Origin of the sequence: Thiorhodospira sibirica ATCC 700588, from assembly GCF_000227725.2 — a bacterium.
Lineage (GTDB): Bacteria > Pseudomonadota > Gammaproteobacteria > Ectothiorhodospirales > Ectothiorhodospiraceae > Thiorhodospira > Thiorhodospira sibirica.
Genome location: NZ_MU255056.1, coordinates 1,061,040 through 1,073,534, shown reverse-complemented (window position 1 = coordinate 1,073,534; position 12,495 = coordinate 1,061,040). Strand labels below are relative to the sequence as shown.

Genomic DNA, 12,495 nt, shown 5'->3' with positions numbered 1-12,495 from the left:
CGAAAATCTCCTCAATACAGGCGCATCAGGTTTGACCCATTTGCAGCGTGCGCTGCAACAGTTGTTTGGTGGTGTTCATGACCTCGACATTGTTTTGGTAACTGCGCGATGCCGAGATCATGTCGGCCATTTCTTCCACCACGTTGACGTTTGACCGAAAGATGTAGCCTTCTTCATTCGCTAAAGGATGATTGGGAGAATATTCCATGCGCGGCGGCGCCTGTCTTTCGATAATGCCCAGCACTTTGACAAAACTGGTGGCGGAATCCTGATTCAGCGCCTGAATGTTGGCATAGGTTGGCGGCTTGTCGAGGCTGCCAATCATGGCACCAAAGACCGGATGACGGCCTCGATAGGCGGTTTCAGCGCTATTGCTGGCAACCTCGGCATTGGCCATGTTACTGGCAATGGTGTTCAGACGGATCGACTGCGCACTGAGCGCAGAGCCCGATACATCAAAAACTTTAAATAAAGTGCTCATGACAGGAGGCTCCGGTTATGTAGATTATTCGCCACGCAAGGCACCACGCAGGCCGGTGATCTTGCGGTTGAGAAATTCGAGGCTGGCTTGGTATTGCACGGTATTTTCAGTAAAGGCCGCCTGCTCCAGCTGGGGATCGACGGTGTTACCATCCAGCGAGGGTTGACTGGGGACGCGGTACAGAGCATCGGCAAAACGTGGTTCTTTATCGCCGTCCAGATGCCGCTCGTGGGTGCGTGATAAGTCTACCCGCAGGCGCAGGTCTTCGGCCTCGGTGAGGGCGGCGCGAAAATCAATATCACGCGCCTTGTAATTGGGCGTGTCTGCATTGGCCATGTTCGAGGCCAGCACTTCCAGCCGCCGCGCCCGGACGGCCAGGGCCTGATCGTGGATGCCGATGGCTTTGTTAATGGAGATGGACATTGGGGCAACCCTCAAAAAATACGGTAGATATCTTTGCATAAGCAATGAGCGTGCCTTTTTGCACAGCTTTAAGAAAAACAATATTTTAGCGCCGATAAACGGCGTAAAGCCTGCGTCCTTGCCTCTTGCAGGCGGCAAGAGGGCGCCGTTTTGCCGCTGCGTCTTTGCCGTCTGGCAAGCTGCCCGGGCCTTTGTTAAGGTGTGCGGGCCTTGGAGGCTACAATACCGGGCCTGTGTTAAAAATAATTAAAATAATCAATGATTTTTTGATTTTTCACCTAATTTTATTTCACTTCGATATAATTAGCAGTTTTGTCAACCATACGGCTAGCCGGATGGTTGCGAAAATCCCCACCCCTTAAAAGGCGATGTCTGCCAATAAATACCCGGTTTGCGGGGTTTGCTGCCAAAGGTCATAACGGCTCTGCGCTGCGCGTCTTGGGCGAGATGACAGGCACGCAGCAATCCTTTGTATACGGGTCGATTTATTTTCGGCCAGCGCCTAAAAAGATCAAAAATGATGGAGTCAATGTATGCCAATCAAACTGGCCGTACCCAAAGAGATTGCGGCAGGTGAACGCCGGGTCGCGCTGGATCCCGGCGTTGCTGCACGTTTGCAGAAACTGGGCCTGGAGGTCTTGCTGGAGACTGAGGCAGGTCGGGCTGCGCATTTTCCCGATGAGGCCTATGCCGGATGTCGGGTTGTAGAAAGTGCCAGCGCCTTGTATGCCGAGGCGGATGTGGTGCTCAAGGTGGCACCGCCTACAGAGGATGAAGTCGCCCAGATGCGCGAGGGCGCAGTGGTGGTCGGCTTTTTCCACGCGCACAAACAGCCGGGCCTGGTCAAGGCGATGCAGGCGAAAAACATCACCAGTTTTGCCATGGAGCTGATTCCGCGCATCTCGCGGGCGCAGAGTATGGATGCGCTGTCGTCGCAGGCCGCGATTGCCGGCTATAAGGCGGCCATCATGGGCGCAGATCTGGCCTGTCGCTTTTTCCCGATGCTGACCACCGCCGCCGGGACGATTCGCCCCTCCAAGGTATTGGTCATTGGCGCGGGCGTTGCCGGTTTGCAGGCCATTGCCACCGCCCGCCGTTTGGGTGCGATGGTGGAGGCCTATGATGTGCGCTCGGCCACCAAGGAGCAGGTAGAATCGCTCGGTGCCAAGTTTCTCGATCTCGGCGTCAAGGCTGAAGGGGAAGGCGGTTATGCGCGTGAACTGACCGAGGAAGAAAAACAGACCCAGCAGGCGGCTTTAGCCAAGTTTATCAGTCAGGCCGATGTGTTGATCACCACCGCCGCCATTCCAGGCAAACCCTCGCCCAAGCTGATTCCGGCGGCGATGGTCGAGGGCATGAAGCCGGGCGCGGTGATTGTCGATCTGGCGGCTGAAGGCGGCGGTAACTGTGAACTGACCCGTCCGGGCGAGACTTATGTGCATGGCCGGGTGGTGATTCATGGGCCGCTGAATATTCCCTCGCAGGTGGCCTTGCACGCCAGTGAGATGTATGCCAAAAACCTGCTGAATTTCTTGACCCCCATGTTCAGCGAGGGCGCATTCAGCCCGGACTGGAATGATGAAGTAATCGCGCAAAGTGCCTTGACTCACGCTGGTGAGATCAAGCACGCCCCTACTCGTAGCCTGATTGAAGGAGCCTCCTGATGATTGAAGGTTTTGTTGCCCTGTATATTTTTATGCTCGCTGCCTTTACCGGGTACGAGGTGATCGCCAAGGTGCCGGTGATTTTGCACACGCCCTTGATGTCAGGTTCTAACTTTGTGCATGGCATTGTCCTGGTCGGCACGATGGTCGCTTTAGGCCATGCGCAAACCCCCACCGAACAGGTGATCGGCTTTATCGCCGTGGTGTTGGGGGCGGGCAACGCCGTCGGTGGCTATGTGGTGACCGAGCGGATGCTGGAAATGTTCAAAAGCAGCAAGGGAGGCCGATAAATGGGCTTTGTGATCAATCTCGCCTATTTTGCGGCGGCGGTACTGTTTATCATCGGCCTCAAGCAGATGGCCTCGCCGGTCACGGCGCGACGCGGCATTATCTGGGCCGGCGTGGGCATGGTGGTGGCAACGCTGGTCACCTTCGTGCATCCCGAGATTCAGGGACTGACGAACTATATTTTGATCGTGCTTGCCATCGGTCTGGGCGGCGGGCTGGCCTGGTGGTCTGGCAAGCGGGTGCCGATGACCGATATGCCGCAGATGATTGCGCTGTATAACGGCATGGGCGGCGGTGCCGCTGCCGGGATTGCCGCGATTACCCTGATGCAGCTCAAACCCGGCGAAATGTCCCTGATCGTGCAGAGTCTGGCGGTGCTAGGCGGCTTGATCGGTGCGGTGGCGTTTTCCGGCTCACTGATCGCCTTTGCCAAGCTGCAAGGCATCATGAAAAAAACCTTCCGCTTCGGAGCGCAGCAAGCGGTCAATCTGGGCGTGTTTGCCCTGACCTTGCTGCTGGGTGGCTGGATTCTGGCCTCGGGTGGCGATGTCAATGTCTGGGTTCTGCTGGCCTTCTTTGTGCTGGCGCTGGTCTTTGGCGTACTGATGACCTTGCCCATCGGCGGCGCGGATATGCCGGTGGTGATCTCCTTGTATAACGCCCTGACTGGGCTGGCGGTGGGCTTTAAGGGCTTTGTGCTGGACAATCCGGCGATGATGATTGCCGGGATCGTTGTGGGCGCAGCCGGTACCCTGCTCACCCAGCTGATGGCCAAGGCGATGAATCGCCCGATCAGCAATGTCTTGTTCAGTCAATTTGGCGCGGCAAGTGAAGGTCAGGACGCGGAAGTCACCGGCAGCATGAAGGAAATCGAAGGCGCCGATGCGGCGGTGATGATGGCTTTTGCCGAAAAGGTCATTATCATTCCGGGCTATGGCATGGCCGTGGCGCAAGCGCAGCACAAAATCTGGGAACTGACCCAGCTGTTGCAGGAGCGCGGCGTAACCGTCAAGTTCGCCATTCATCCGGTTGCCGGACGTATGCCCGGACACATGAACGTGCTGTTGGCCGAGGCCGGCGTGCCGTATGACATCATTTATGATCTTGACGAGATCAATAATGAATTCAAAACCGCCGATGTGGCCTTGGTCATTGGAGCCAACGACGTGGTGAATCCGATTGCCCGCAGCAACCCGGAAAGCCCGATCTACGGCATGCCGATTCTCAATGCCGATTACGCGAAAAACGTCATTGTCATCAAGCGCGGCAAAGGGGCAGGCTTCTCCGGCATCGAAAACCATCTGTTCTATGCCGATAACACCCGGATGCTCTACGGCGACGGACAAAAAGCCGCCGCAGAACTGATTTCCGGCATCAAAGAAATCGGCTAAGCGACTTCACTTCACTGGGAGCGCGGCGCACCAGCGGTGCATCGCCGTTAAACCACGCAGCGCAGCAGCACCGCTGAGGCGACGCGCTCCCGGTAAGTGATTTTTACGCATCCCTCCAATACATCCAAAACAGCGCCATCTCCATAGCGATTGGACAGGTAACCGTCCAATCCACCAAAAACTTCATGACTGTAGGGATAAGAATCCCCCCACCATCTTTGATGTAATCTACCCGCAAAACCAGAGCGTAGTGGGCTAATCACCGTGACGAGTGAGAGCCCAGCGAATGTGTTCGCGGACGAGTTCGTCGGCGTGCGGGTAGCGTATTTGCAGGGCGCGGTGAATAGCGGGAGAGGGCGGGGCATTGCCGAGGGCGACGGCGAGGTTGCGCTGCCAGCGGGGGTAGCCGATGCGGCGGATGACGCTGCCTTCAGTGCGCGCCAGGAAGGTGGCCTCATCCCAGGCAAACAGTTCCAGGAGCGCAGGATTATCGAGTGCGTGGCGTATATGAAAGTCTGCAAGGGGCGTGGGCGAGGCCAGGCGGTTCCAGGGACAGGCCAGTTGGCAGCTGTCACAGCCGTAAATGCGGTTACCCAGTAAAGGCCGCAAACGGATGGGGATGCTACCGGGGTGTTCGATGGTCAGGTAGGAGATGCAGCGCCGGGCATCGACGATGTAGGGGGCGATAATCGCCTGGGTGGGGCAGGCGTGCATACAGGCCGCACAGGCACCGCACTGCGCTGCGACGGGACGGCTGCAGGGAAACGGCAGGTCGGTGTAGATTTCGCCGAGAAAAAACCATGAACCGGCATCAGCAGCCAGCAGATTGCTGTGTTTGCCGACCCAGCCCAGCCCTGCCTGTTGAGCCAAGGCTTTTTCCAGCACCGGGGCACTGTCACAAAACACGCGGTAGCCGAAGGGTCCGCTGGCGGTTTCTATCTGACGGGCCAGGTGTTGCAGGCGGGTACGCATGACCTTGTGATAATCGCGCCCCAGGGCGTAGCGCGACAGATAGGCGCGTTGGGGATCGGCCAAAACCTCAGCGGCAGGGCGTGCCTGGGGGGGGTGGTAGGCCATGCGGGCGCACAGGACGCGCACGGTGCCGGGGAGCAGTTCCGTCGGGCGGGCGCGGCGCAGTCCGTGGCGCGCCATATACTCCATTTCACCGTGATAGCCGGCCTCAAGCCAGCGCTGCAGGTGTGGTTCGTGGGCTTTGAGATCAATATCGGCGACACCGACCTTGGCAAAGCCTAAGCCATTGGCCCAGCGCTCAATCTCGTGCCAGAGCGTGTTAAGGTCCAAAGGGCCAGGGGTGCAGTTGGCTGGCGATGGCGGCAAACAGGGCCGCATAGCCGGTGTGGTCAGTGATCCAGGGGGCCAGTAGTAACACGCTGAGATTGACCCCAAGCAGCACCAGGGCAAACCAGTCGCCTTTGCTCAGAGGCAGGTGCCAGGGAAGTTGCGTCGGTGGGGTGTGAGGTATCGCTTCGCGGTGCTGGGCGGTGCGGGTGGCCAGGGTGGCGGCGATGATCACGCCCCGGCTGGCTTGGCGCAGCATATCGGCACGACGAAACAGGGCTACCCGCACCGAAAACAAGAGTTTTACCAAGGGTTGTTTCAAGGCGCCCAGCTTTTGCAGAAAGCGTCCACTCCAGGCCAGACGTGTGCCGATGGCACCGGCCTTGCCAAGGCTTTGGGCGCCGGCGATGCCAACACTGGTGCCGCTGTAGCCGGTGATGACCAAAGCCATGAACACCAGTATCAGATCGTATTTCACATCCCATAAGGTCCAGACCAGACGCTGGGTGCCTGCGGGATAGTGCAGATAGGTCTTTTTCAGGTATTCAAGCAGGATATGCACGCCGACAATGACCAACAGCCAGAAATAGCTGATAAACAGGCTTAGGCTGATGGTCAGGGCGATATAGGTCAGCGCAAACAGCAGGCTTTGATCGTGGTGGATGATGAAATGGCGCCAGCCTTGGGACGGCGGTCGCGCGGCCTCGTCAGCAGCGGCCTTGGGAGTCATTCCGGCTCACCGAAGCGGTTTTGGATCAGTGATTCCAGGGCATCCAGTGCCGCCTCGGCATCCTCCCCCTGGGCGATGATCTGGATTTTGGAGCCTTTGCTGGCGGCGAGCATCATCACCCCCATGATACTTTTGCCATTGACCCGGCGACTGCCTTTTTCCAGCTCAATCTGACAGCGAAAGCCACTGGCCAGATTGACAAATTTAGCGGCGGCGCGGGCATGCATGCCCAGTTTGTTGACAATATCGACGCTGCGTTTGCTCATGCGCTTAGGTACCCGCCTCGCATAACAAAATGCCATCATGGCCACCGCTGATGGCTTTGTCAGCCAGTTCCGGAAGACTCAGGGATGGATAGTTAAGAATGCGGATCAACATCGGCAGATTTACTCCGGCGACCACCTGCACCCTGCCTTGACTGAGCAAGGTATTGGCGATATTGCTGGGGGTGGAGCCGTACATATCGGTCAGCACCAGCACCCCGTCGGGGGCGTCCAGGCCCTGATAGAGGGCCAGCAGGCGCTGCGTCAATTCATCGGTGCTATCAGCTTGCGAAACGGCCAGGGCCGCCGTTTCCAGCGGCAAGCGGCCCAACATGGAGCAGGCGGTGGCCAGCAGGTGTTCGCCAATGCTGTTGTGGGTCACCAAAATCAGTCCAACGGACATAAGAATACACCGTTTTTCAGGATAGTTCGCGATGACGGGTACAGACATTGCCACCGCGTAGTGTATGAAAATGGGCACTGAGGCGCTCGGTAATATAGACCGAACGATGCTGCCCCCCGGTACATCCAATCGAGACCGTGACATAGCTACGCCTGTCTTGCTCGAAGTGGGCAAGCCAGGTTTGTAAAAAATGCTGTAGTGAGTGATACAGGGTATCCACCAGCGGATGGTTTTGCAGATACGCGATGACCGCCTGATCTTTGCCGGTGAGACTGCGCAGCTGCGGCTCCCAGTAGGGATTGGGCAGACAGCGCACGTCAAAGACAAAGTCAGAATCAAGCGGCGTACCGTGTTTAAAGCCAAAGGATTGAAACAGCAAAGACAGACGATCCAGATCATTGTGTTGCAGGCGCTCGCGCAATAACTGACTGAGCTGATGCACATTCAGGCGCGTGGTGTCGATGCGCAGATCGGCCCGCACGGCAATATTGGCCAGCAGACGGTTTTCTAGTGCAATCGCCTCAACCAGCGGCAGACCCCCACGGGTCAGAGGATGTTTGCGCCGGGTCTCGCTGAAGCGGCGCAGCAGGATATCGGTCTCGGCATGCAGGAAAATGATCTGTACCGCCACCCCCAGCGCCTGGATTTCTTGCAGTGTTGTATCAAAGTGATCCAGGATTTCGACACCGCAGCGGGCATCAATGCCCACGGCGGCCTTGTCATACACGCGGGCACGCTCGCCCGCAAGCTGCGTAACGAAGGCCGCAAGCAGCCCCGGATGCAGGTTGTCCACACAATAATAGCCGGCATCTTCCAGGGTATGTAAGGCCACGCTCTTCCCTGAACCGGATAAACCACTGATGATGATAAGTCGCATGGCGAACCCATGTTGGGGGTTTGGCTTAGGCTTGCATGGCGCGGCGTTGGCGGGCGGCCAGATCATCTCCGGCATAATACCCCTTCATGCGCAACAAGTGATTGCGCACCGCCGTTTCCACCATGACCGCAAGATTGCGTCCTGGGGCTACCGGCAAGGCAATCACCGGAATGTCCAGCCCCAGAATGGTGCGGGTGTAGCATATCCCGTTGAGGCGGTCCAAGGCATCCACGGTGAGTTGATCTTGCGCACATAAATCAATGATCAGGTGCAAATACTTGCTGGATTTGATGGCGCTGTCACCAAACAGGGCGCGGATATTTAACACCCCCAGACCACGTACCTCAAGAAAATCCTCAAGAATATGCGGACAGCTACCCCGCAATGTCTCCGGGGTGATGCGGGCAAAATTGGGCGCATCATCGGCAACCAGTCGATGCCCCCGGCTGATTAATTCCAGGGCCAGCTCGCTTTTACCTATACCACTTTGTCCGGTAATCAGTAAACCCGCGCCGATGACCTCCATAAATACCCCATGCACCACCGTGGTTTCAGCCAGGCGATTGCTGAAAAAGTAGCGCAGGCAGCTGATCAGTTCATGGCTGGGCAAGGCGCTTTGCAACAAAGGTAGGTGCGTTTTATCGGCCAGCGTGACAAGACCATGCGAGGGGCACTGATCATCGCAGATAATCAGCATTACTGTCTGGTTGCAAAAAAGCTGCTCCAGGACATCATGACGGGAATGCTTGCGCAGGGTATTGAGGTAATGCAGCTCGGCGTTGCCAAGCACCTGAATCTGGTTGGGATGGATCAGGTTCAGATGCCCGACTAAAGAGCGCGAACCGGGGTCATTGCTTTGGGCGCGGATGCGGCGCGTCTGACCGCTGCGGCCCGCCAGCCAGCCCAGCCCCAGACGCTTGTGCAGCGCTTCTACAATGCAACGTACCGAAAGATATTCAGCCAAGGTGCACAGTCTTTAGGGTTATGACGCAAATGCCGCACCTGTGCACGGCATTTGCGGTAGCTGCAGGAAGGTGTTTTTAGGGCTGTTGTTCATCCAGGGAGGGCTGTGAAGCGCCTTCTTTTTTCACCGGCAACATGACGCTGCGATCCACGCCCATCATCAATGCCAGGGCACCGGCGATATAGATAGAGGAGTAAGTACCTACCACAATACCAATGATCAGGGCCAAGGCAAAGTTTTGCAGCACGCTGCCGCCGAGGAAAAACAGCGCCAGCAACACCAGCAAGGTGGTAACGCCAGTGATGATGGTACGCGATAGGGTGTGATTGATGGACAGATTCATCACCTGCATGGCGCTTTCTTTGCGCAATTTGCGGAAATTTTCGCGGATGCGGTCATAGACCACAATCGTGTCATTGAGCGAATAGCCGATGACCGCCAGCAAGGCCGCCAAGACCCCCAGATCAAAATCCAGCTGCAATAACGAGAAAATCCCCAGCGTGATAATCACATCATGCATCAACGCCAGCACCGCCCCCACCGAAAAGCGCCACTCAAAGCGCAAGGCGATATAGATCAAAATGCCAAACAGGGCATAAAGCATCGCCAATCCGCCCTGCTCGCGCAGTTCCTCACCGACCTGCGGGCCGACAAATTCCACCCGGCGCAATTCCAGCACCCCGGCAAAATCTGCCTGCAAAATGCGAAAGATCTCGTTGGACAACAGCGCGCTATCTTCATCCTCACGCGGGGCGATGCGGATCAGCACATCCTGCGAGGTGCCAAAATGCTGCACAATGGCGCGTTCATAGCCGTGCGTCTCCAGTGTCGGGCGCACAATCTCCAGACCGACCGGCTCAGGATAATGCACCTCAATCAGGGTGCCGCCGGTGAAGTCAATCCCGAAGTTGAGGCCGCGAAAATACAGCGTCAGCAGCGAGGCGATGATCAAGGTCAGCGAAATGATCAGCGCCAGCTTGCGCTGTTTCATGAAATTGATCTGGGCGTCTTTAAAATTCAGCATAGCAGTGGGCGAGTGCTCGGGTTAGATGGCAAGCTTTTTGAGCCGTTTCTGGCGTCCATAGCTTAGATTGACAATGGCACGGGTCACCATGATGGCGGTGAACATCGACACCACGATACCAATAGACAGGGTAACGGCAAAACCTTTGATCGGACCGGTGCCAAAAATAAACAGCACAATCGCTGCAATCAGGGTGGTGATATTGGCATCGGCAATGGTCGAGAAAGCACGTTCATAGCCCGCCTGAATTGCCGCCTGGGGCGAATTGCCATTGCGTAATTCTTCGCGAATACGTTCAAAAATCAACACATTGGCATCCACCGCCATCCCCACAGTGAGTACCATCCCGGCAATCCCGGGCAACGTCAGGGTGGCTTGCAGCAGCGACAATACAGCGACAATCAATACCAGGTTCAGGGTCAGAGCAAAGCTGGCAATCAGACCAAAGACCCGGTAATAAAGCGCCATGAAAATCAGCACCAGCACAAAACCGATGACCACTGAATTAAAGCCACGCTCAATATTGTCGCGTCCCAGACTCGGGCCAATGGTGCGTTCCTCGACAATCATCATCGGTGCCGCCAAGGCACCGGCACGCAGTAACAAGGCCAGGTTGCGCGCCTCACGGGTACTTTCCAGTCCGGTAATCTGGAAGCGGCGCCCGAGTTGCTCCTGAATCCGCGCCACATTGATGACCTCCTCAACCCGCTGGGTGCGGATCACCAACTGGCCATTTTCCTCAACCCGCTCGACTTTCGTCTCAATAAACACCACCGCCATCAGGCGGCCAACATTTTCCCCGGTGGCCCGGCTAAAAATCCGCGCCCCTTGCGCATCCAGATTGATAAACACCGCCGGACTGCCGCTGTCCTGGGCAATCCCGGAACTGGCGTCGGTAATATAATCGCCGGTCAGCATCACCCGGCGTTGCAGCAGAATCGGCGAACCATCACGCTCACGATACAGACGCGAGGTCGGCGGAATGCGTCCACTGCTTTGCGCCTCCAGCGCATCGTTTTGCTCATCGACCATGCGAAATTCCAGGGTCGCCGTGGCCCCGATCACCTCCTTGGCGCGGGCAGTATCCTGTACCCCCGGCAGCTGTACCACGATGCGATCCTCACCCTGCTGCTGGATCAAGGGCTCTGCAACCCCCAGCTCATCGACGCGATTGCGCAGGGTACTGATATTTTGCTGCAGGGCCATGCGCCGCAAATCGGTCAGATGATCGGCGGACAGGCGCGCTTCAATCAGATAGCTTTCACCCGTTTGCGTGCTGAAAAACTCCAGATCACCGCGATAATCGCGGCGCAACAGACGCAAAGCCTCATCGCGTGACTCGGCATCACGCAGGCGCACCGCCACTCCGTCACTGATACGCTCCACGCTTAAATAACGGATACGGGCATCGCGCAAGAGTGTGCGAAACTCACCGGTATAGCGCTCATGCGCCTGGCCGGCCACCGCCGCCATATCCACTTCCATGAGAAAATGCACACCCCCGCGCAGATCCAGCCCCAGAGACATCGGTCGGGCATTGATGGCCCGCAGCCAGCCCGGCGTAGCCGGGGCCAGATTCAAGGCCACCACATGCGAGGTGCCCAGGGCGGTGCGCAAAACATCCGCTGCCTGCAATTGATCTTCGGTGTTATCAAAACGCAGCAAGCTCTGTGTGCCGTCAAATTCCACCGCCTTGGGATTAAGCCCCTGGCCGGAGAGCACCGCATTGATCTGCCCGCGTGTGATGTCATCCACTACACCGGTCGCCGGGTTGGAAATCTGTACTGCGGGATCTTCAGGAAAAAGATTAGGCAAGGAATACACCACACCCACCGCAATCACGATAACAATGAGCAGGTACTTCCACAGAGGATACTGGTTAATCATGCAAACACCGAAATTGATTGATCGAGCCGTTGATTACAGGGCCTTCATCGTACCCTTGGGCATCACCGCCGCCACCGCATGACGCTGAATGCTCACCACCGTGCCTTCGGCCACCTCAATCTTGATAAAGGCATCATCGAGTTCGGTCACTTTGCCCAGCAAACCGCCATTGGTGACCACCTCATCGCCTTTGCCCAAGGCATCGACCATGGCCTTGTGTTCCTTGGCGCGCTTGGACTGAGGGCGAATAATCAGAAAATACATGATCGCGAAAAAGATCACGATCATCACGATAAATTCAATCAAACCACTGCCTGCCTGACCCTCAGCCTGCGCCCATGCGTCCGAAATCAAAAAATTCATAAAACCCCCATCAATAGTTGTGGCGGCGGCTTCTAGCCGTCGCTTTTTTAGCACGGCATCAAGATGATGCCGCTACATAGATAATCGATACGCAGTACGCCAAACCGCAAAAACGGCCCTGTGTCCGCGTGTGAAAATAACCATCCAATACAAGCACGTAGCGGCATCTTCCAGATACCGCTTAAAAAACAGATGCCGATCCGGCCTTCAAAACAAGGGGCGCATTATCGCACAAAACACAGCGTTCTACATGACCAGCCTGTGTTGCCAGCAATTCCAAATTTTAAGCCCCTTGAGCGATCAGGGGCTTTCGAGCGATTCGTCACTGCGGTGAACTCAACACCGCCCACGCGCTGTGGGGCATGGGGCTTTCACTAGACCCTGATGACATAGCAGGCTTGAATTTAGAATTGCTGTACATCAATAAGAGGTTGCATA

At 56.7% G+C, this 12,495-nt stretch carries 14 protein-coding genes; 3 read left to right on the top strand and 11 right to left on the bottom strand.

Translation table 11 applies throughout. The annotated features are described in order from the left end of the window. Positions 1-25 precede the first annotated feature (25 nt). Positions 26-481 (bottom strand): flagellar basal body rod protein FlgC, encoded by a 456-nt coding sequence (gene flgC / locus THISIDRAFT_RS05130; protein ID WP_006786187.1) that lies wholly within the window; start codon positions 479-481, stop codon positions 26-28. A 24-nt stretch (positions 482-505) separates the two neighbouring features. Further along, positions 506-904, bottom strand: a complete 399-nt coding sequence (flgB, locus tag THISIDRAFT_RS05125; protein ID WP_006786188.1) for a flagellar basal body rod protein FlgB — start codon at positions 902-904, stop codon at positions 506-508. A 533-nt stretch (positions 905-1,437) separates the two neighbouring features. Between flgB and THISIDRAFT_RS05120 the strand changes: the two genes are divergently transcribed. Genes THISIDRAFT_RS05120 through THISIDRAFT_RS05110 form a run of 3 tightly spaced genes read left to right on the top strand, consistent with a single transcriptional unit; the run spans position 1,438 to position 4,247 of the window. Next, complete coding sequence (locus tag THISIDRAFT_RS05120; RefSeq protein ID WP_006786189.1) at positions 1,438-2,568, top strand: Re/Si-specific NAD(P)(+) transhydrogenase subunit alpha; 1,131 nt, start codon at positions 1,438-1,440, stop codon at positions 2,566-2,568. After that, positions 2,565-2,858: an NAD(P) transhydrogenase subunit alpha part 2 gene (locus THISIDRAFT_RS05115; protein ID WP_040851324.1), complete on the top strand. Its 294-nt coding sequence runs from the start codon at positions 2,565-2,567 to the stop codon at positions 2,856-2,858. Before THISIDRAFT_RS05120 ends, THISIDRAFT_RS05115 begins: the two co-directional genes overlap by 4 nt. Next, positions 2,859-4,247, top strand: a complete 1,389-nt coding sequence (locus tag THISIDRAFT_RS05110; protein ID WP_006786191.1) for an NAD(P)(+) transhydrogenase (Re/Si-specific) subunit beta — start codon at positions 2,859-2,861, stop codon at positions 4,245-4,247. A gap of 255 nt (positions 4,248-4,502) precedes the next feature. Here the strand turns inward: THISIDRAFT_RS05110 and queG are convergent, their stop codons facing one another. The 9 genes from queG to yajC all read right to left on the bottom strand — a co-directional run bounded on the left by queG (position 4,503) and on the right by yajC (position 12,057). Then, entirely contained in the window at positions 4,503-5,597 is a 1,095-nt protein-coding gene (gene queG, locus THISIDRAFT_RS05105; protein ID WP_006786192.1) for a tRNA epoxyqueuosine(34) reductase QueG, read from the bottom strand. After that, positions 5,539-6,276 carry a hypothetical protein gene (locus THISIDRAFT_RS05100; RefSeq protein ID WP_006786193.1) on the bottom strand — a complete coding sequence of 246 codons (738 nt, stop codon included), beginning with the start codon at positions 6,274-6,276 and terminating at the stop codon, positions 5,539-5,541. The genes queG and THISIDRAFT_RS05100 overlap by 59 nt, the downstream gene beginning before the upstream one ends. Continuing rightward, the gene (locus THISIDRAFT_RS05095; protein WP_006786194.1) at positions 6,273-6,542 is read right to left on the bottom strand and encodes an HPr family phosphocarrier protein; all 270 of its coding nucleotides are present in this window, start codon (positions 6,540-6,542) and stop codon (positions 6,273-6,275) included. The genes THISIDRAFT_RS05100 and THISIDRAFT_RS05095 overlap by 4 nt, the downstream gene beginning before the upstream one ends. Positions 6,543-6,546: 4 nt before the next feature. After that, a complete protein-coding gene (locus THISIDRAFT_RS05090; RefSeq protein ID WP_006786195.1) occupies positions 6,547-6,942 on the bottom strand; it encodes a PTS sugar transporter subunit IIA in 396 nt (131 codons plus the stop codon). Between the two features lie 16 nt (positions 6,943-6,958). Continuing rightward, entirely contained in the window at positions 6,959-7,819 is an 861-nt protein-coding gene (rapZ, locus tag THISIDRAFT_RS05085; RefSeq protein ID WP_040851329.1) for an RNase adapter RapZ, read from the bottom strand. Positions 7,820-7,844: 25 nt separating this feature from the next. Next, positions 7,845-8,783: an HPr(Ser) kinase/phosphatase gene (hprK, locus tag THISIDRAFT_RS05080; RefSeq protein WP_006786197.1), complete on the bottom strand. Its 939-nt coding sequence runs from the start codon at positions 8,781-8,783 to the stop codon at positions 7,845-7,847. 76 nt (positions 8,784-8,859) lie between these two features. Further along, positions 8,860-9,807 carry a protein translocase subunit SecF gene (gene secF / locus THISIDRAFT_RS05075; protein WP_006786198.1) on the bottom strand — a complete coding sequence of 316 codons (948 nt, stop codon included), beginning with the start codon at positions 9,805-9,807 and terminating at the stop codon, positions 8,860-8,862. A gap of 21 nt (positions 9,808-9,828) precedes the next feature. Next, positions 9,829-11,694, bottom strand: a complete 1,866-nt coding sequence (gene secD, locus THISIDRAFT_RS05070) for a protein translocase subunit SecD (RefSeq protein WP_006786199.1) — start codon at positions 11,692-11,694, stop codon at positions 9,829-9,831. Between the two features lie 33 nt (positions 11,695-11,727). Continuing rightward, on the bottom strand, positions 11,728-12,057 hold the full coding sequence (yajC, locus tag THISIDRAFT_RS05065) for a preprotein translocase subunit YajC (protein ID WP_006786200.1): 330 nt from the start codon (positions 12,055-12,057) through the stop codon (positions 11,728-11,730). Positions 12,058-12,495 lie beyond the last annotated feature (438 nt).